This is a genomic window from Aeromonas sp. R1-2, assembly GCF_040908505.1.
Taxonomy (GTDB): Bacteria; Pseudomonadota; Gammaproteobacteria; order Enterobacterales; family Aeromonadaceae; genus Aeromonas; species Aeromonas veronii.
Genome location: NZ_JBFODU010000020.1, coordinates 1 through 18121 on the forward strand (window position 1 = coordinate 1; position 18121 = coordinate 18121).

At 59.4% G+C, this 18121-nt stretch carries 16 protein-coding genes and 6 tRNA genes; 9 read left to right on the top strand and 13 right to left on the bottom strand.

The features are described from left to right. Positions 1–623 precede the first annotated feature (623 nt). Together rapA and rluA are read left to right on the top strand one after the other, a co-directional pair. Positions 624–3491, top strand: coding sequence for an RNA polymerase-associated protein RapA (rapA, locus tag AB5Y76_RS07905; RefSeq protein WP_263718069.1), 2868 nt, complete (start codon positions 624–626; stop codon positions 3489–3491). 115 nt (positions 3492–3606) lie between these two features. Beyond that, positions 3607–4263, top strand: coding sequence for a bifunctional tRNA pseudouridine(32) synthase/23S rRNA pseudouridine(746) synthase RluA (gene rluA, locus AB5Y76_RS07910; RefSeq protein ID WP_263718071.1), 657 nt, complete (start codon positions 3607–3609; stop codon positions 4261–4263). 60 nt (positions 4264–4323) lie between these two features. On the opposite strand, the gene AB5Y76_RS07915 is transcribed toward rluA, so the two are convergent. From AB5Y76_RS07915 to treR, 5 genes are all read right to left on the bottom strand, one after another. Further along, positions 4324–4512 (bottom strand): hypothetical protein, encoded by a 189-nt coding sequence (locus AB5Y76_RS07915; protein ID WP_005336040.1) that lies wholly within the window; start codon positions 4510–4512, stop codon positions 4324–4326. 120 nt (positions 4513–4632) lie between these two features. After that, on the bottom strand, positions 4633–5232 hold the full coding sequence (locus tag AB5Y76_RS07920) for a sugar O-acetyltransferase (RefSeq protein WP_263718075.1): 600 nt from the start codon (positions 5230–5232) through the stop codon (positions 4633–4635). A gap of 3 nt (positions 5233–5235) precedes the next feature. Next, on the bottom strand, positions 5236–6897 hold the full coding sequence (treC, locus tag AB5Y76_RS07925) for an alpha,alpha-phosphotrehalase (RefSeq protein ID WP_263718077.1): 1662 nt from the start codon (positions 6895–6897) through the stop codon (positions 5236–5238). Positions 6898–6963: 66 nt separating this feature from the next. Continuing rightward, a complete protein-coding gene (treB, locus tag AB5Y76_RS07930) occupies positions 6964–8394 on the bottom strand; it encodes a PTS trehalose transporter subunit IIBC (protein WP_368177708.1) in 1431 nt (476 codons plus the stop codon). A 192-nt stretch (positions 8395–8586) separates the two neighbouring features. Then, a complete protein-coding gene (treR, locus tag AB5Y76_RS07935; protein ID WP_263718082.1) occupies positions 8587–9534 on the bottom strand; it encodes a trehalose operon repressor TreR in 948 nt (315 codons plus the stop codon). Positions 9535–9671: 137 nt separating this feature from the next. Here treR and AB5Y76_RS07940 point away from each other — a divergent pair, with 137 nt between their 5' ends. From AB5Y76_RS07940 to pbpG, 7 genes are all read left to right on the top strand, one after another. After that, positions 9672–10622, top strand: a complete 951-nt coding sequence (locus AB5Y76_RS07940; protein WP_263718084.1) for an AEC family transporter — start codon at positions 9672–9674, stop codon at positions 10620–10622. A 164-nt stretch (positions 10623–10786) separates the two neighbouring features. Continuing rightward, positions 10787–10981, top strand: a complete 195-nt coding sequence (locus AB5Y76_RS07945) for a heavy-metal-associated domain-containing protein (protein ID WP_071914838.1) — start codon at positions 10787–10789, stop codon at positions 10979–10981. A 130-nt stretch (positions 10982–11111) separates the two neighbouring features. Next, entirely contained in the window at positions 11112–12170 is a 1059-nt protein-coding gene (ansB, locus tag AB5Y76_RS07950) for an L-asparaginase 2 (protein WP_263718089.1), read from the top strand. 17 nt (positions 12171–12187) lie between these two features. Then, positions 12188–12451, top strand: coding sequence for a hypothetical protein (locus AB5Y76_RS07955; RefSeq protein WP_263718091.1), 264 nt, complete (start codon positions 12188–12190; stop codon positions 12449–12451). Next, positions 12414–13706, top strand: coding sequence for a hemolysin family protein (locus AB5Y76_RS07960; RefSeq protein WP_005336050.1), 1293 nt, complete (start codon positions 12414–12416; stop codon positions 13704–13706). The genes AB5Y76_RS07955 and AB5Y76_RS07960 overlap by 38 nt, the downstream gene beginning before the upstream one ends. Positions 13707–13724: 18 nt before the next feature. Next, the gene (locus tag AB5Y76_RS07965; protein WP_005343012.1) at positions 13725–14390 is read left to right on the top strand and encodes a DedA family protein; all 666 of its coding nucleotides are present in this window, start codon (positions 13725–13727) and stop codon (positions 14388–14390) included. Between the two features lie 159 nt (positions 14391–14549). Continuing rightward, the gene (gene pbpG / locus AB5Y76_RS07970; RefSeq protein WP_263718094.1) at positions 14550–15377 is read left to right on the top strand and encodes a D-alanyl-D-alanine endopeptidase; all 828 of its coding nucleotides are present in this window, start codon (positions 14550–14552) and stop codon (positions 15375–15377) included. Positions 15378–15711: 334 nt separating this feature from the next. Here the strand turns inward: pbpG and AB5Y76_RS07975 are convergent. The 8 genes from AB5Y76_RS07975 to AB5Y76_RS08010 all read right to left on the bottom strand — a co-directional run bounded on the left by AB5Y76_RS07975 (position 15712) and on the right by AB5Y76_RS08010 (position 18118). Next, positions 15712–15788: transfer RNA gene (locus AB5Y76_RS07975), tRNA-Arg, on the bottom strand. A gap of 28 nt (positions 15789–15816) precedes the next feature. Next, positions 15817–15893, bottom strand: a tRNA-Arg gene (locus tag AB5Y76_RS07980). Positions 15894–15922: 29 nt separating this feature from the next. Continuing rightward, positions 15923–15999: transfer RNA gene (locus tag AB5Y76_RS07985), tRNA-Arg, on the bottom strand. A 25-nt stretch (positions 16000–16024) separates the two neighbouring features. Next, positions 16025–16101 (bottom strand) — tRNA-Arg (locus AB5Y76_RS07990). A 100-nt stretch (positions 16102–16201) separates the two neighbouring features. Then, positions 16202–16278 (bottom strand) — tRNA-Arg (locus AB5Y76_RS07995). 3 nt (positions 16279–16281) lie between these two features. Next, positions 16282–16374 (bottom strand) — tRNA-Ser (locus AB5Y76_RS08000). 213 nt (positions 16375–16587) lie between these two features. Then, positions 16588–16776: a carbon storage regulator CsrA gene (gene csrA, locus AB5Y76_RS08005; protein ID WP_005336053.1), complete on the bottom strand. Its 189-nt coding sequence runs from the start codon at positions 16774–16776 to the stop codon at positions 16588–16590. A gap of 103 nt (positions 16777–16879) precedes the next feature. Next, positions 16880–18118, bottom strand: a complete 1239-nt coding sequence (locus AB5Y76_RS08010; protein WP_005336054.1) for an aspartate kinase — start codon at positions 18116–18118, stop codon at positions 16880–16882. Positions 18119–18121: the final 3 nt, after the last annotated feature.

An 18121-nucleotide genomic window follows, 5' to 3' on the forward strand; every position in this document is an offset into this window, starting at 1 on the left:
GCCAGCGTTCAATCTGAGCCATGATCAAACTCTTCAATTTAAGTTTGGTTGCTTCGAAAAGCGGCTCAATGAATTGCTGAAATAAACTGTTCGACTTCTTATTGCTAAGAAATCGTCTTGGTCACTTCACCAGACATTGAAAATCAAAAATTGTTTTTGATGTTCGATGCTGTGAGTGCCCACACAGATTGCTTGATTCAAATTGTTAAAGAGCGACGCAACAGTGTGTTGCTGCGGGAGTGGAATTCTACTCAACCGCCTTATCGAGTCAAGCCTTATTTTCAAAGGCTTTTCGAGGTTACCGACTTGGCTTTCTGCGTTGCCGCTTGCCCTGTCGATGGAGGCGCATTATAGGGATCTGGATCACGCTTGCAAGGGTGTTTTCGAATTAAATTCGCAATTTTGGTTCAACCGTTCACTAATCACCCAAAAAGCGCATTTATCCTGCAATAACACACCCGTTTGGCGAGCTCGCTATCCTCTAGATGGCGTGGCGATGGTAGCAGATCAAGGTTGTGGCGATTTGGTCTCTCTACATCTATATGCATGGTGATCGAGGTCACGCCTTCGGGTAACATAGCGCCCCTTTGCGATTCACACACTCTTGGGCTTTGGAGAGTTTAATGCCTTTTGCACTTGGCCAGCGTTGGATTAGTGATACAGAGACGGATCTGGGGTTGGGGACTGTCGTTGCTGTTGAAGGACGCATGGTTACCCTGTTGTTTCCGGCTACCGGTGAAAACCGTATGTATGCCAAAGAAGAGGCGCCGGTGACCCGGGTCAGCTTCAATGTGGGCGATCAGATCACCAGTCACGAAGACTGGACCATGACGGTCGAAGAAGTGCAGGAGAAAAACGGCCTGCTTATATATGTAGGTGTGCGCACCGACAATGATGAGCCCGTTGCCCTCAAAGAAGTGTTTCTCAACAACTTTATCAAGTTCAACAAGCCGCAGGATCGCCTGTTCGCCGGTCAGATCGATCGGATGTCCCGCTTCACCCTGCGCTACGAGGCGCTGGTCAACCAGCACCAGCGCCGTCGCAACCCAACTCGCGGTCTGGCCGGTGGCAGGGTCAGCCTGATCCCGCACCAGCTCTATATCGCTCATGAAGTGGGTCACCGCTACGCCCCACGCGTACTGCTGGCCGATGAAGTGGGTCTGGGCAAGACCATCGAAGCGGGCATGATCATTCATCAGCAACTGCTCTCCGGTCGCGCCCATCGGGTGCTTATTCTGCTGCCCGAAACCTTGCAGCACCAATGGCTGGTCGAGATGTTGCGCCGCTTCAACCTGCACTTCTCCCTGTTTGACGAGGAGCGCTGCATCGAGGCGTTCGCCGATGCGGAGAACCCCTTCGAGACCGAACAGCTGGTGATCTGCAGCCTCGACTTCCTGCGCAAGAAGCGTCGTCGCTTCGAGCAGGTGCTGGAGGCCGAGTGGGATCTGCTGGTTGTCGACGAAGCCCACCATCTGGAGTGGAGTGAAGAGGCGCCGAGCCGCGCCTACGAAATGGTGGAAGCGCTGGCCGAACAGGTGCCGGGCGTACTGCTGCTGACCGCTACCCCGGATCAGCTGGGCCACCAGAGCCACTTTGCCCGTCTGCGCCTGCTCGATCCCGAGCGTTTCTACGACTACGAGGCCTTCCTCGCCGAGGAGCAGGCCTATGGTCAGGTCGCCAGCGCAGCGCAAGAGCTGCTGGATGGCGAGACCCTGAGCGATGAAGCCAGACAGACCCTCGCCAGCCAGCTGGAAGGGTTGGACTTGAGCGATGCCGCCGCCCGCCAGCAGGCGGTCGCCAAGCTGCTGGACCAGCATGGCACCGGCCGGGTGCTGTTCCGCAACAGCCGCGCCAATATTCAGGGCTTCCCCGAGCGTCACCTCAACGTCTACCCCATGCCGCAGCCGGAGCAGTACAAGACTGCCATCAAGGTAATGGGCATGATGGGTGGTAACGGTGGCGATCTGCAGACCCGTGCCCTGCGCTACCTCTATCCCGAGAAGATCTTCCAGCAGTTCGAAGGTGACAACGCCAGCTGGACCCAGTTTGACCCGCGCGTCGAATGGTTGCTGGAGCTGCTGCTCTCTGCCCGTCAGCAGAAGGTGCTGGTGATCTGCTCCGAAGCGGCGACCGCTATCGCGCTGGAAGAGGCGCTGCGCACCCGTGAAGGGATCCGTGGAGCCGTGTTCCACGAAGGGATGTCGATCCTCGAGCGGGACAAGGCCTCCGCCTATTTTGCCCAGCAAGAGGGTGGCGCCCAAGTGCTGCTCTGCTCCGAGATCGGCTCAGAAGGGCGCAACTTCCAGTTTGCCAGCCATCTGGTGCTGTTCGATCTGCCTCTCAACCCGGATCTGCTGGAACAGCGTATCGGCCGACTGGATCGTATCGGTCAGCAGAACACCGTCGAGATCCACGTTCCCTATCTGGAAGGGACTGCCCAGCGCGCCCTGCAACTCTGGTATCACGATGGTCTGGACGCGTTCGAGCAGACCTGCCCGACTGCCCGCCCGGTATTCGAAGCGGTACGTGAAGAGCTGTTCGAGCTGCTGGCCGCCAACACCGGCGATCAGGCAGCTCTCGACGCCCTGCTGATCAAGACCCGCGAACTGCACGAGCCGCTCAAGGCTCGATTGGAGCAGGGGCGCGATCGCCTGCTGGAGATCCACTCCAGCGGTGGCGCCGCCGCCCAGCAGCTGGTCGACAAGCTGGCCGCCGAAGATGACGACACCGGCATGATCTCCTTCGCCCTCAAGATGTTCGACGAGATCGGCGTCAATCAGGATGACCGTGGCGAGAACGCGCTGGTGCTGACCCCCGGGGATCACATGCTGGTCTCCAGCTTCCCGGGCCTGCCGCAAGACGGCATGACCATCACCTTCGATCGCAACACTGCCCTGTCGCGTGATGACATGGCGCTGCTCTCCTGGGATCACCCCATGATGCGCGGCGGTATCGACCTGATCCTGGGCTCCGAGATCGGTGCCACCTCGGTCGCCCTGCTCAAGAACAAGGCGCTGCCCATCGGCTCCATCCTGCTTGAGCTGATCTTCGTTGCCGAGTCTGCGGCCCATCCCCAGCTCTACCGCTTCATGCCGCCGACGCCGATCCGTCTGCTGATGGACAAAAACGGCCAGAATCTGGGTGAGAAAGTGGCGTTCGATGCCTTCAACCGCCAGCTGACGCCGGTCAATCGCCACCTCGGCAGCAAGCTCGTGACTGCATCCCAGCCGGTGATCCACGGTCTGATTGGCCAGGGTCAGGCAATTGCCGAAGCGCTGAAAGCCGGGATTGTCGACAAGGCCCGCGCCCAGATGGCGCAGACCCTGCAGCAGGATCTGGATCGTCTGGAAGCGCTCAAGGCAGTCAACCCGAACGTGCGCGACAGCGAACTGGATTATCTGCGCAATCTGCAGGCAGAATTGCACCACCTGATCGATCAGACCCAACTCAAGCTGGATGCCATCCGCTTTATCGTGGTCACCCATAACTGACAAGGTACCGACCGACAGCGGCCAGACCCAGCTCAAACTGGATACCCAAGGCCGCTTTGTCGTGGTTACCCATAACTGATGGGGGCTTGCCCCCACCTTCTGATGCGAGACATTTATGTTTGAATACTCACCGCCTCTGGAACCCTGGCTCGATATCCTGTTCAAGGACAAGGACATCATGGTGGTCAACAAGCCCACTGGCCTGCTAAGCGTCCCCGGGCGCGGCCCCGAGAATGAAGACAGCGTCCTGCATCGGGTGAAACAGCAGCACCCCAAGGCGGCGGCAGCTCATCGCCTCGACATGTCCACCACTGGCGTCATTGTCATTCCCCTCAATCCCAACGCTCATCGGGAGCTGAGTCGGCAATTTCGCGAGCGGGAGACCGAGAAGCACTACCTTGCCTGGGTGTGGGGTGAGCCGGAGGCAGAGTCGGGTCAGGTTGACCTGCCACTCTGCGTCGACTGGCCCAACCGCCCGAAGCAGAAGGTGGATCACGAGGAGGGGCGTCACGCTCTGACTCTGTGGCAGAAACTGAAGGTGGAGAACGGCAACAGCCTGATCAAGCTGACCCCCATCACCGGTCGCTCCCATCAGCTGCGCGTCCATATGCTGGAGCTGGGGCACCCGATCCTGGGTGACAACCTCTATGCTCATCCGGATGCGCTGGCGGCGGCGCCCCATCTCTACCTGCATGCGGCCAGCCTGACCATCAGCCACCCCCGCAGTGGCGAGCGGATGACCTTCGAGGCGCCGGCTCCTTTCCCGGTCTGATCCCGCAAATCGCAGAGATAAAAAAGCCCCCATCGCGAGATGGGGGCTTTTTCATTAGGGTCAGACGCGAATATCGATCTTGCTTCCCAGGGAAGCGCTGGCCGATGTCGGTGCAACCGGCGCTGATTGCGCTGCGTTTTGCAGCAGCTTCAGCGCAGCTTCGCCCTCTTGGGTCTGCTGTTTCTTGGCCAGACTGGCCGTCATCAGAGCAGAACCAAACGACGCATTTGCAGAACTTGATATATCCATAGGGTTCCTCCTGCACTCAACAGTATCGACCAAGCGGCCCCGAACATAAGCACTGAATGCAAAACAATCTGAAAGTCGCTTTTCTATCAATCAGATAGCAATAGCATTCATGGCCCCTGTTCACCGCTGGATGACGCCTTCAAGCTCCTCCGCCGTCATCGCCCGCAATACCCGACAGGGGTTGCCGGCCGCCACCACATTGGCGGGCACATCTTTGGTCACCACCGAGCCGGCGCCGATGACGCTGTTGTCACCGATGGTGACGCCGGGGCAGATGACGACGCTGCCGCCAATCCAGACGTTGTGACCGATCCGTACCGGCTTGCCGAACTCGACACCCCTGATACGCGGCGTCACCGCCACCGGGTGAGCGGCGGTGTAGATCTGCACCCCGGGCGCCAGCAGCACGTTGTCGCCGATGTGCACCTCACAGACGTCGAGGATGGTGCAATTGACGTTGGCGTAGAAGTTCTCGCCGACGAAGATATTGGTGCCATAGTCGCAGAAGAACGGCGGATTGATGGCGCACTCCTGGCCGCGTCTACCGAGCAGCTCGTGCAGCAAAGCATCCAGCGCCGGTTTCTCCTGCCAGCAGGTGTTGAAGGTGTGATAGAGCTTGCGGCAGCGCTCGCGCGCCGCTTTGAACTCGGGGTCGCCCGCATCATAGGGCTCCCCCGCCACCATCTTCTGCCACTCGCTACCGCGCACCACCTTCTCCATTACCTACTCCATCAGCCAGATCAGGGATTCATAAGGGCGCAGCATACCCGATTGCGGTTGGGCCGGGCTATCGGGGTAGTTGCCGAGCAGCAGCCGACCTTGCCCGCTTTGTAGCTCGGCAGGCAAGGCAAACTCAACCGGCTCGCCGTAGAAGTTGCTCACCACCAGCAGGGTCTGACCGTTGGCACGGCGGGCATAGGCCCAGATCTGCGGGTGCCCGGTCAACAGCTCCTGATAATCCCCCTGAGTGAAGATGGGGTGCGCCTTGCGAAGGGCGATGAGATCCCGATAGTGCCAGAACACCGAGTTCTGGTCGGCCAGCACCGCCTCGGCATTGATCTCGGGATAGTTGGCGGCAGGCTTGAGCCAGGGCGTTCCTTGGGTGAAACCTGCATTGGCCGCTGCGCTCCACTGCATCGGCGTGCGCGAGTTGTCGCGGGACTTGGCGCCGAGAATGGCGAGGATCTCGGCCTCGCTCATCCCTTCCGCCTGCTTGATGGCGAAGATGTTGCGGCTCTCCACATCCTGATAGTCGTTGATGTGCTGATAGCCGGGGTTGGTCATGCCTATCTCCTCCCCCTGATAGATGTAGGGGGTGCCTTGCAGGCCATGCAGCGTGCTGGCCAGCATCTTGGCGGCCACTACCCTATGCTCACCCTCATCGCCGAAGCGGGAGACGATGCGCGGCTGATCGTGGTTGCACCAGAACAGCGCCGACCACCCCTTGCCATGCATACCGCTCTGCCAGTGGTTGAAGATGCGTTTGAGTTCGAGAAAATCGAACGGTGCCTTGGTCCACTTGTCGCCGTTGGGGTAATCCACCTTCAAATGGTGGAAGTTGAACACCATGGAGAGCTCGGATCCATCGAGGGCGCCATAGCGCTGGCAGTGCTCCAGCGAAGTAGAGGACATCTCCCCCACCGTCATGGCACCAACCGGAGCAAAAACGTCGCGGCTCACATCCTGCAAAAATTCGTGGATGCGCGGCCCGTCGGTGTAGAAACGGCGGCCATCGCCAATCTCGTCGTTCGGGAACGTCTGATCCTTGGAGATAAGGTTGATGACGTCGAGGCGGAAACCGTCCACCCCCTTCTTGGCCCAGAAGTGGATGATATTTTTCACCTCGGCACGCACCGCCGGATTTTCCCAGTTGAGATCCGCCTGCTCGCGGGCAAACAGGTGCAGGTAGTACTGGCCGGTGGCTGCATCCAGCTCCCATGCACTGCCACCAAACTTGGATTGCCAGTTGTTGGGCACGCCGCCATCCACCGGATCGCGCCAGATGTAGTAGTCGCGGTAGGGGCTGTTTTTATCCCCCAGCGCCGACTTGAACCAGGTGTGCTCGGTGGAGGTGTGGTTCACTACTATATCCATCACGATGCGGATATCGCGCGCGTGGGCGGCGGCCAGCAGCGCCTCGAAATCATCCATGGTGCCGTAGGCGGGGTCGATGGCGTAGTAATCGGCGATGTCGTAGCCGTTGTCCACTTGCGGGGAGACGTAAACCGGGGTCAGCCAGAGGGCGTCAACGCCCAGGGTCTTGAGATAGTCGAGGCGGGCCATGATCCCCTTGAGATCGCCGGTGCCACGGGCAGCGGAATCCTGAAAGCTCTTGGGGTAAATCTGGTAAATCACGGCACTCTGCCACCAGGGTGTTTGGCTCATGGGTCTTTCTCTTGTCTCGAATAGAAAATGGAGAGGGCGACCCACGGGTCGCCCTGATAATCAGTGTCAGGCGCAGGCTTGGGCCAACTTGCCAGCGGCTTGCTGGCGCTTGTAGACCAGCAGGGTCAGCACCACCGGCACCACGATGGCGACCAGCATGGCGATGGCAAACACCGCCCAGTATTGCGGCTGGATGGAGAGGATGCCCGGCAGGCCGCCCACCCCGATGCCGTTGGCCATCACTCCGGCGAAACCGCAGATAAGGGCCGCAAGGCTGGACCCAACCATGGCGCACAGCATGGGGAACTTGTACTTGAGGTTGACACCGTACATCGCCGGTTCGGTCACCCCGAGGTAGGCGGAGATGGCAGCAGGTACCGAGATCTCCCGCTCGTTCTCCTTGCGGCTAATCAGAATGATGCCGACGACCGCAGAAGCCTGGGCGATGTTGGAGAGGGCGATCAGCGGCCAAATCGGGGTGCCACCCATGCTCTGCATTAGCTGCAGATCCACTGCGTTGGTGGTGTGGTGAATACCGGTAATAACCAGCGGTGCGTAGAGGAAACCGAACAGGGCCGCGCCGATGGGAGCGAAGGAGCCGGTCATGGCAGCCTTGGCAGCGAAACCGACGCCATCACCAATCCAGCGACCGAACGGGCCGATAAAGGCGTGGGCCACGATCACTGCCAGCAGCAGCGAGACAAACGGCACAATCACCAGATAGAGGTAAGCCGGAATGATCCGCTTGAGGTTGGTCTCAACCCAGGCGAGGAAGACACCCGCCAGCAGCGCCGGAATGACCTGGGCCTGATAACCCACCTTCTGGATCACGAACAGGCCGAAGTCCCACACCTCCGGGGTCTGCTGACCGATGCCGTAGGCGTTCATCAACTGCGGCGACACCAGCGTGATACCGAGCACGATACCCAAGATCTCGGAGCCGCCCATCTTCTTCACTGCAGACCAGCAGACACCTACCGGCAGGAAGTGGAAAATCGCCTCGCCCAGCAGCCAGAGGAAGGCGTGTACCTGAGCCCAGAACTGGCTGATCTCGGTGAGGGTGTGAGTGCCATCGTCAAACATCTTGATGTCGCCGATGACGTTGCGAAAGCCCAGGATCAGACCGCCGGTGATGATGGCGGGCAGCAACGGAACGAAGATCTCCGCCAGATGGGAGATGCCCCGCTCCAGCGGATTCATGTTCTGGCGAGCCGCCTGCTTGGCGGTCTCCTTGCTGCCACCGCTGACGCCGAGCTGCTCGGTCAGCGCCTTGTACCACTGCTCTACCTCATTACCGATCACCACCTGGAACTGACCGCCCTGGGTGAAGCTTCCCTTCACTGCCGGAATGGTTTCGATGGCCTTGCTGTCGGCCTTGGCCGGATCGTTCAGGACGAAGCGCAACCGGGTCAGGCAGTGGCTGACGGTGGCGATGTTCTCCTTGCCGCCGATCTTGTCGATCAGGGTGGCAAGCTGCTGTGCGTTGATCTTGGACATGGGTCTTCCCTCTGTGACGCCATTGAATAGTGGTCTGTATCGCCCTTTTGAGCCAGTCTGTCAGCCGGAGCGTTTTTGGTATCGTTCCCATTTAGCATGCCGACAATCTGGCCAGATCGAAATGGGAACGTTCCCAATTCGTGGCCAGCGTCACAAAAAGCACACTTTTTGTTCAGTCCGAAGTGATGGGGCTCACAGGGTTCGGCAGGGGGCGATTGTCACCAGCGGAGGCCGATCCTGCTCAATCTGGCCGAGCAGCTGACGCGCCGCCTGCTCCCCCGCCCCTTTGTAACCAAGATCGAGACTGAGGGCGTTGGGGAAGAGGAAACTGAGCATGGGGTTGTTGCCAAGGCCGGTCACCAGTACCTCGCTACGCCCTTGTTCTTGCAGGTATTTTGCCGCACCGATGGCGAGGGTGTCGCTGGCGCAGACCAACGCCTGGGTGGAGGGGGTAAGCAGCTCGGCCGCCAGCCGGTAGCCGCTCTGCAGGCTGAGATCGCCGAGGGCGGTGCGCGGGCGCAACCCCTGCTCTGCGCAGTAAGCGAGATAAGCATCTAGGCGGCGCTGGCCGGTGGTGAGATCCGAGGTATCCACCCCCAGATAGGCGATGTCGCGGGCGCCACGGCTTGCCAGCTGCGCCAGCATGGTGCGCACCGCACCGGCGTCGTCGAAGCAGACCGAGGAGAAACCGGGATATTCACGAGCGACCAGCACCAGCTTCTCTTTCAGCGGCGCCATGGCGGCATAGTCCAAGTTATTGAAGGCGAACAGGATAATGCCATCCACCCCGCGCCGCTCCAGCACCGCCAGATGCTCCTGTACCTTGGCGGGGGAGAACTTGCTCTCCATCAGCACAGCATCGTAGCCGCGCTGATAGAGGGTCTCCAGCATGCCGCGCACCGCCTGATTCTCCGAGCTGGAGTCGAGCCGCGAGACGATGATCCCCACCACCTGCTGGCTCTGGCTGCGCATGGCCCGCGCCGACTTGCTCGGCACGAAGCCATGCTCGGCGATGATCTGCTCCACCCGCTCGCGGGTCTCCTGCTTCACCTTGGGATCCTGATTGAGCACCCGGGAGACAGTCGACTTGCCGACCCCCGAGAGGCGGGCGATATCGAGGATGGTCAGTTTCTTGTCCATGGATTGACTCACTGGGGTTTGGCGCAGGCGGTGGAAATTGCCCACATTGTTGTGATTAACCCCTGTGAATACAAGCCCATGGCGTTAGAATGCCCTTTTTGCCCCGCTTCGGACGGCGCATCAGGAGGACGCCCACCATGGATCTGCTGGCCAGTCTGCTCTTCTCCCTCTCCATCACAGGCCCCATCTGCGTGATCCTGCTGCTCGGCATCTGGCTCAAGCGGCTGGGGCTGCTGCCGGAGCCCTTCACCGAATCCGCCTCCCGGCTGGTGTTTCAGGTCACCCTGCCCGCCCTGCTCTTTCTCAGCATTCTTGGCACCAACTTCGCCACCATGCCGAGCCCTTGGTTTATCGGTTACGGCCTGCTCGCCACCGTCGCCAGCTATCTGGTACTGGAGCTGCTGGCGGGCCGCTTTATCGGCGAGCAGCGACTGCGCGGCATCTTCGTGCAGGGGAGTTTTCGCGGCAACAGCGCCATCATAGGGCTCGCCTACGTGCAGAACGCCTATGGCCACGAGGGGCTGGGGGCGGCAGCGCTCTACGTCGGCGCGGTCACCGTGCTCTACAACATCCTCGCGGTCATCACCCTCACCCGCAGCCTCGGCGGGGCGACCGGCATTCGCCCCATCCTGCTCGGCATCATCAAGAATCCGCTCATCATCGCCATCGTGGCGGCCCTGCCGTTCAGCCTGCTCGGCATCAAGATGCCGCAGCTGCTGCTCACCACTGGCGGCTACTTCGCCAACATGACGTTGCCGCTGGCGCTGCTCTGCACCGGCGCCTCCCTCAGTCTTGGGGCCCTGCGCGGCGGGGCGGCGCTGACCGGCTGGGCCAGCGTGATGCGGCTCTGCCTCATTCCAGCGGCGTTCACTCTGGGGGCAGCCCTGCTCGGCTTCAGCCATCTGGAGCTGGGCATCCTGTTTCTCATCAGCGCCACTCCAACCGCCGCCGCCAGCTATGTGATGACCCGCGCCATGGGGGGCGACAGCGTACTGGCCGCGAACATCATCGCCACCACCACCCTCGGCTCGCTGGTTACCACCAGTCTGGGAGCGACCCTGATGAATTACCTCGGTCTGATGTACTGACCCTGCCCGAGGAAACTGCCAACCTCATCGCCACCACGAACCTTGGCTCCCATACACCGGCAGGGAGCCATCCTGATGAGCTATCTGGGTCTTATGTACTGACGGCTTGACCTTGCCGGAGGCGGCAGCTTTAGGCTGGCGCTCATCAACAAAGGAGATATCCCATGACCATCGAACTCACAGTGTCCGGCATGTCCTGTGGTGGCTGCGCCGCCAGTCTGCAAAAAGCGCTGCTGGCCCAGCCTGCGGTCACCACCGCAACCGTCGATTTCACCAGCAGCAAGGCCGTCATTGAGAGCGAGCTGAGCAAGGCCGAGCTGATCGCCCTGATCGAAGCCAAGGGTTTCTCTGCGAGTTAAATTATCTCCATAGAGGTATAAAACAGGTTAAAAATCTGTACTCACCTGTCTTTTGGTGAGTTTTATCACAGACCCGGGTTATTAAACGGGCAAACTTGCTGCGATTATTCCAACCACAAGGATTTGCAGCATGACCCTACCGATCCGCAAGACCCTGCTCGCCGCCGTCGTCGGCCTGACCCTCTCCCCCATGGCAATGGCCCTGCCCAACGTCCATATTCTGGCAACCGGCGGCACCATTGCCGGAGCTGGCCAGTCCGCTACCCAGTCCAACTACGAGGCTGGCAAGGTGGCCATCGAAACCCTGATCGCCGCCGTGCCCGAGATGAAGAACGTGGCCGATGTGCAGGGTGAGCAGGTGGTGAAGATCGGCTCCCAGGACATGAACGACGAGGTGTGGCTCAAGCTGGCCAAACGGGTCAACGAGCTGCTGGCCAAGGATGACGTGGATGGCATTGTCATCACCCACGGCACCGACACCATGGAAGAGACCGCCTACTTCCTCAATCTGACCGTCAAGAGCGACAAGCCGGTGGTACTGGTTGGCGCCATGCGCCCCTCCACCGCCATGAGTGCTGATGGCCCGCTCAACCTCTACAACGCCGTGGTGACCGCCTCCGACCCCGCCTCCAAGGGACGTGGCGTCATGGTGGCGATGAACGACACAGTGCTCGATGCCCGCGATGTCACCAAGACCAACACCACAGGCGTGCAGACCTTTGCCTCCCCCAACTTTGGCCCGCTGGGTTACATCCACAACGGCAAGATCGACTATCAGCGCAGCCCGGCCCGTCTGCACACCAGCAAGACGCCATTTGACGTGAGCAAGCTCGACAAGCTGCCGCAAGTGGGCATCGTCTACAGCTACGCCAACGCCACCGACTTGCCGGCCAAGGCGATGGTGGATGCCAAGTTCGACGGCATCGTCAGCGCCGGGGTGGGCAACGGCAACCTCTATCACTCCCTGTTCGACACCCTGGCCAAAGCGAGCAAGGATGGCATCCGCGTCGTACGCTCCGCCCGCGTGCCGACCGGCGCCACCACCCTAGATGCCGAGATCGATGATGCCAAGTACGGCTTCGTGGCCTCCGGCACTCTCAACCCGCAGAAGGCGCGGGTGCTGCTGATGCTCTCCCTGACCCAGAGCAAGGATCCGGCCCAGATCCAGCGCTGGTTCCAACAGTTCTGATAACGGTTGTCTGAACCATGACAAGCAAGGGCGGGACTTCCCGCCCTTTTCCCTCCTGCAATGCTGCCTCGCCCATTACGCCGTTTGGCGTGGTCATCCTTCCCTTTTCCGGCCATCTTTTTCGGCCACCGCAGAGCGCTGTCATCAAATTAGCGAGCCGGATCACCCGCTTTCACAAGCGCATCGCCACCAAATTCATTACACTGCCAGCGATCTTATCCACTCAAGGAGTGCTGTTGCTGTATGGAAATATTGATCCTGCTGGGATTGATTTTGCTTAATGGCGTCTTCGCCATGTCAGAAATCGCCATCGTCACCGCACGCAAGGCTCGCCTCGGCAAGCTTGCCTCTGAAGGCAACCGTTCCGCCGCCATCGCCCTCAAACTGGGCGAAGACCCGACCCATTTTCTCTCTGCCGTCCAAATCGGCATTACCAGCATAGGTCTGCTCAACGGTATCTATGGCGAATCCCTGCTGGCCCAGCCCTTCTCCCTCTGGTTGCAGGAGTGGGGACTCCCGGCCAAGAGCAGTGGCCTGATCGCCACAATCATAGTGGTGGTGGTGGTTACTTATCTCTCCATCGTGGTGGGGGAGCTGGTGCCCAAGCGGCTTGGCCAGCTCAATGCCGAGCGCATCGCCTGTCTGGTGGCCCGCCCCATGCACTGGCTCGCCACCCTGACACGCCCCTTCGTCTGGCTGCTGTCGGCCTCTACCAATGCCAGCCTGCGGCTGCTGCGGGTCAACCAGAACGGCAGCGCCAACGTCACCGAGGAGGAGATCCACGCCATGCTGGTGGAGGGCTCTGAAGCCGGGGTGATCGAGGATCATGAGCACACCATGCTGCGCAACGTCTTCCGTCTCGACGAGCGCAGCCTCTCCTCCCTGATGGTGCCACGCAGCGATATCCGCTATCTGGATCTGGCTCTGCCGCTGGAGACCAACCTGCAGCGACTGGTGGAGTATCGCCACAGCTATTTTCCGGTCTGCGACGGCAACCTGTCAGAATTGGTGGGTATCATCAATGTCAGCAAGGTGCTGCACGCCTATATCAAGGGGGAGCCCATCGATCTGGCTGCCCTGACCCAGGAGGGCAGCCTGCTGCCCGAGACCCTCAACGGCGTAGAGCTGCTCAACCACTTCCGCACCCACAGCGAACAGATGGCGCTGGTGGTGGACGAATATGGCGAGCTGCAGGGACTGGTCACCCAGCAGGATCTGCTGGAGGCGCTGGCGGGGGATTTCCAGCAGGAGGATGGCGAGGACAACTGGGCATTCCGGCGCGCCGACGGCAGCTGGCTGCTCGATGGCCTGATCCCGTTGCCGGAGTTGAAGGACTGTCTGGAGCTGGTTCGTCTGCCAGAAGAAGAAAAACATCACTATCACACCCTCGGAGGGCTTATCATGCTGCTCCTTGGTCGTGTTCCACAAACCGGAGACCTGGTGACACTGGAACAGTGGCAACTGGAAATTGTTGACATGGATGGCCTGCGCATCGACAAGGTGCTCGCCATGCCCTTGACCGATCAACCCAGCTAACCTGCGGAGTTTGCAAGTATGGAGCAGTTTTACCAACTGGCTCACGCCTTTATGAATCACGATCTGAACACACTTTCCGATCCCAAGATGGCCTTCATGATCTGTGGTGTGATTCTGACGTTTCTGGTACTGGAAAACGGATTCATCCCTACCGCCTTTCTGCCCGGTGACAGCCTGCTGATCCTCACCGGCGTACTCATCTATCAGGATGTGTTGTCTCTCGGGGTGATCCCGCTATTGATCATGGCAACCTTTGTCGGCACCTGGCTCGGTTACATGCAGGGGCGCTTCCTTGGCCACACCCAGCTCTACCATCGGCTGATGTCCCACGTGGAAGAGCGACACCAGCAGAAGGTCTACCACCTGCTGGACAAGTACGGGATCATCACCCTGATCACCGCGCGCTATATCGCCTTCGTGCGCACCGCCTACCCCTATATCGTGGGTGCCACCGAACTGCCCCAGGGGCGCTTTCTCATCGTCAATCTGATCAGCTCCATCATGTGGATCTGCCCGTTGGTCGGGTTTGGCTACTACCTGAGCCACACCAAGCTGGCAGCCGAATACCAGACCCAGTTCTTCAACATCATCATCTATCTGCCGGTGGCCCTGCTGGTGGGTGGCATGGTGGCGCTGGTCTGGCGCTGGATCAGCAAACGCAGGGCCGCGCAGCCGCGGGATTGACCCCTCGCCCAACGCCCGACCCGAAAGCCCTCGCCAGAGGGCTTTTTTGATCGCCAATTTTGCGCAAATAGAAGAAATAGTCCCGCTCGGCCCTTGTAAAGCCGGGGTAAAAATGAGTGAATCTAGCGCCTTTTTTTGGATGGGAATGGAGTCGGTTGTATGTGGTGTCGGATTCGCGCAGCAGCGCTGGTTGTCGGGTTGATGGGAATGTTGGGATTGCCTGCGGTCAGCGCGGCACCCAACCCTGCCAAACTGGAAGTACGCTCGAGCAGCGCCCTGGTCGTGGATGTAAAAACGGGCAAGACGCTCTACCAGAAGAATGCCACCAAGGTGCGTCCCATCGCCTCCCTCACCAAGCTGATGACAGCGCTGGTGGTGCTGGATGCCAAGCAGAATCTCAACCAGACCATCACGGTCGACAAGAACGATCTGGATCGGGTCAAACACACCCACTCCCGCATCCGCATGGGCACCAAGGTGACCCGCCGCGATGCCCTGCATCTGGCGCTGATGTCCTCCGAAAACCGGATGGCCTCGGCACTGGCGCGTCACTATCCGGGCGGTCGCAGCGCCTTCGTGCGGGCCATGAACAACAAGGCCAGACAGCTGGGTATGCGTAATACCCACTTCTACGACTCCACCGGCCTCTCCACCCGCAACGTCTCTACCGCCCAGGATCTCGGCAAGCTGGCCGCCGCCGCCTATCGTCAGCCGCTGATCCGTCAGTTCACTCAGGATGAGAACCGGGAGATGCGCTTCAGCGCCCCCTCCTATAGCCTGATGTTCAACAACACCAACCCGCTGGTGAAAAACCCGGATTGGGACGTGCGCCTCTCCAAGACCGGCTTCACTGACGAAGCGGGGCGCTGTCTGGTAATGCGCGCCAAACCGGACAGCCGCGAGCTCGCCATCGTGCTGCTCAACTCGGTGGGCAAACGCACCCCCATCGGCGATGCCAACCGCATTCGCAAATGGTTGAAAAGCTGAGTAAATATCTCGACACAAAAGGATGCTGCGGCATCCTTTTTTATTGCCAGCAGAACGCCTCGGCAGGCCTTGCAGGATGTTGATGAGCGAACCTTGAGTGATAAGCTGCGCGGCATCTGCCGTTGCAACAGCAGGCATACAGGGCGCCTATAGATGAGGCAAAGGGTTGTACCGTTCAGAAGAACGCAGCTCAATAACAGAAGAGGTATAAAAGAGGACAAGAACAGACAGGCAGGAGGGTGACCCGGCCGCCACAGCGAACGCGGATCCACACGACAGGGGTAAATGTCGCCCATAAAAAAAACAGCCCCGACCGAAGTCGAGGCTGTCTGTATGGTGCGCCCGAGAGGATTCGAACCTCTGACCACCTGGTTCGTAGCCAGGTACTCTATCCAGCTGAGCTACGGGCGCTCATAAACTTTTGGTACTGCTTGAAATATGGTGCGCCCGAGAGGATTCGAACCTCTGACCACCTGGTTCGTAGCCAGGTACTCTATCCAGCTGAGCTACGGGCGCTCACAAACTTTTGTGTACTGCTTGAAAAATGGTGCGCCCGAGAGGATTCGAACCTCTGACCACCTGGTTCGTAGCCAGGTACTCTATCCAGCTGAGCTACGGGCGCTCATAAATCGTTGTGTCGTTTTAAATGGTGCGCCCGAGAGGATTCGAACCTCTGACCACCTGGTTCGTAGCCAGGTACTCTATCCAGCTGAGCTACGGGCGCCCTGTTTTAAAACGATAAAAAAAGCTTACTTATCAGTAAGCCTTTTCCAAAGTGTCGACTTGCTGATGGTCAACACATGACTCTTGCTTGAGTCGTAATATGGTGCGCCCGAGAGGATTCGAACCTCTGACCACCTGGTTCGTAGCCAGGTACTCTATCCAGCTGAGCTACGGGCGCAAATGGCGGAGAAGGGGGGATTCGAACCCCCGATGCGGGTATAAGCCGCATACTCCCTTAGCAGGGGAGCGCCTTCAGCCTCTCGGCCACCTCTCCGTTTGCGGGGCTGATAATACTTCACAGGGATTTTTAGTCAAACACTTTTTTGGAGAAAAAAGTGCGTTCGCTCAGCATTTGGTCAAAGCGTGGAATATTCAAACAATATCGGCACTTATCCCGCAGTTTCGCGCCCTGCAGGGCAATTTCAGGGGGCCGGAAAAACAAAAGGCGACACATGAGGTGTCGCCTTGTCACAGCCATGAAAGTGGCTTAGAAGCCCGGTTGGCCCGGAACTTTCTCGGCCTGGATGCGCTGGTAGATCTCTTCGCGGTGAACGGAGACCTCTTTCGGCGCGTTAACACCGATACGAACCTGGTTGCCTTTAACGCCCAGTACGGTGACAGTCACTTCATCACCAATCATCAGGGTTTCCCCAACACGACGAGTCAAAATAAGCATTCGCTTGCTCCTGTATCCTGTTTTGTTTTTATATCGATATGCGACATTATCTAACAAAGATACCGATATGGTAAATGGTTGAAACTAAATCAATCAGAGATTGTTAGCCCAAGGGCTGCTCTTGCGGTGCCTGATCCAACCCGAAAGCCGCGTGCAGGGCTCGCACCGCCAGCTCCAGATACTTCTCGTCAATCACCACAGAGATTTTGATTTCAGAGGTCGAGATCAACTGCATGTTGATCCCCTCCTCGCCCAATACCTTGAACATGGTGCGCGCAACACCGGGATGGTTCCACATGCCGACACCGACAATGGAAACCTTGGCAATTTCGCCATTTCCCTGCACGCAGGAGGCGCCAAGTTCGGTGGCGGTCTCCTCCAACAGCGCCCGGGCACGGCGATAATCGTCACGATTCACCGTGAAGGTGAAGTCGGCGGTGCCATCTCCCAGGGTGTTCTGCACAATCATGTCGACATCAATGTTGGCATCGCTGATCGGATTCAGGATCTGCGCGGCAACGGTTGGTCTGTCCGGCACGCCCAGAATGGTCAGGCTGGCCTCGTTGCGGTTAAAAGCGATCCCGGATACCAGGGGAGCTTCCATCCTATCACCTCCATATGTGATTAAGGTTCCCTCTCCATCGATAAAGCTCGACAGCACCCGCAGCGGGACGCGGTACTTGCCCGCAAACTCCACCGAGCGGATCTGCAACACCTTGGCGCCGAGACTGGCCATCTCCAGCATCTCCTCGAAGGTGATGGTGTCGAGACGACGCGCCTTGGGCTCGATGCGCGGATCCGTGGTGTATACCCCATCCACATCGGTAAAGATCTGGCACTCATCGGCCTTGATGGCCGCCGCCACGGCAACCGCCGTGGTATCCGAACCGCCGCGGCCCAGCGTCGTGATGGCGTTATGCTCGTCACGGCCCTGGAAACCGGCGATCACCACCACCTTGCCCGCAGCCAGTTCGGCATGAACCAGCTCGGTGTCGATGTGGGTGATGCGCGCCTTGCCATAGGCGGAATCGGTGTGAATCCGAACCTGATCACCGGTCATTGAGACCGCAGGACAACCGCGTTTGTTCAACGCGATCGCCAGCAGCGCTATGGTGACCTGCTCACCGGTGGAGACCAGTACATCCATCTCCCGCCGGTTGGCATCAGGATCCAGTTGCTGGGCCATGCCCAGCAACCGGTTGGTTTCGCCCGACATGGCGGAGACAACCACCACCACGTCGTGTCCCTGGGCGCGGGTCTGCTCGACCCGCTCAGCTACCGCCTCGATCCGCTCCAGTGTGCCGACCGAGGTGCCGCCGTACTTCTGTACATAGAGTGCCACAGA

Bases quoted from the DNA above. Each gene is read 5' to 3' on its own strand.
- csrA (WP_005336053.1), bottom strand. From the start codon at position 16,776: ATGCTTATTTTGACTCGTCGTGTTGGGGAAACCCTGATGATTGGTGAT.
- ansB (WP_263718089.1), top strand. From the start codon at position 11,112: ATGACCCTACCGATCCGCAAGACCCTGCTCGCCGCCGTCGTCGGCCTG.
- treC (WP_263718077.1), bottom strand. From the start codon at position 6,897: ATGAGCCAAACACCCTGGTGGCAGAGTGCCGTGATTTACCAGATTTAC.
- treR (WP_263718082.1), bottom strand. From the start codon at position 9,534: ATGGACAAGAAACTGACCATCCTCGATATCGCCCGCCTCTCGGGGGTC.
- AB5Y76_RS07965 (WP_005343012.1), top strand. From the start codon at position 13,725: ATGGAGCAGTTTTACCAACTGGCTCACGCCTTTATGAATCACGATCTG.
- pbpG (WP_263718094.1), top strand. From the start codon at position 14,550: ATGTGGTGTCGGATTCGCGCAGCAGCGCTGGTTGTCGGGTTGATGGGA.
- AB5Y76_RS07940 (WP_263718084.1), top strand. From the start codon at position 9,672: ATGGATCTGCTGGCCAGTCTGCTCTTCTCCCTCTCCATCACAGGCCCC.
- AB5Y76_RS07960 (WP_005336050.1), top strand. From the start codon at position 12,414: ATGGAAATATTGATCCTGCTGGGATTGATTTTGCTTAATGGCGTCTTC.
- AB5Y76_RS07915 (WP_005336040.1), bottom strand. From the start codon at position 4,512: ATGGATATATCAAGTTCTGCAAATGCGTCGTTTGGTTCTGCTCTGATG.
- rluA (WP_263718071.1), top strand. From the start codon at position 3,607: ATGTTTGAATACTCACCGCCTCTGGAACCCTGGCTCGATATCCTGTTC.
- AB5Y76_RS07920 (WP_263718075.1), bottom strand. From the start codon at position 5,232: ATGGAGAAGGTGGTGCGCGGTAGCGAGTGGCAGAAGATGGTGGCGGGG.
- AB5Y76_RS07955 (WP_263718091.1), top strand. From the start codon at position 12,188: ATGACAAGCAAGGGCGGGACTTCCCGCCCTTTTCCCTCCTGCAATGCT.
- treB (WP_368177708.1), bottom strand. From the start codon at position 8,394: ATGTCCAAGATCAACGCACAGCAGCTTGCCACCCTGATCGACAAGATC.
- rapA (WP_263718069.1), top strand. From the start codon at position 624: ATGCCTTTTGCACTTGGCCAGCGTTGGATTAGTGATACAGAGACGGAT.
- AB5Y76_RS07945 (WP_071914838.1), top strand. From the start codon at position 10,787: ATGACCATCGAACTCACAGTGTCCGGCATGTCCTGTGGTGGCTGCGCC.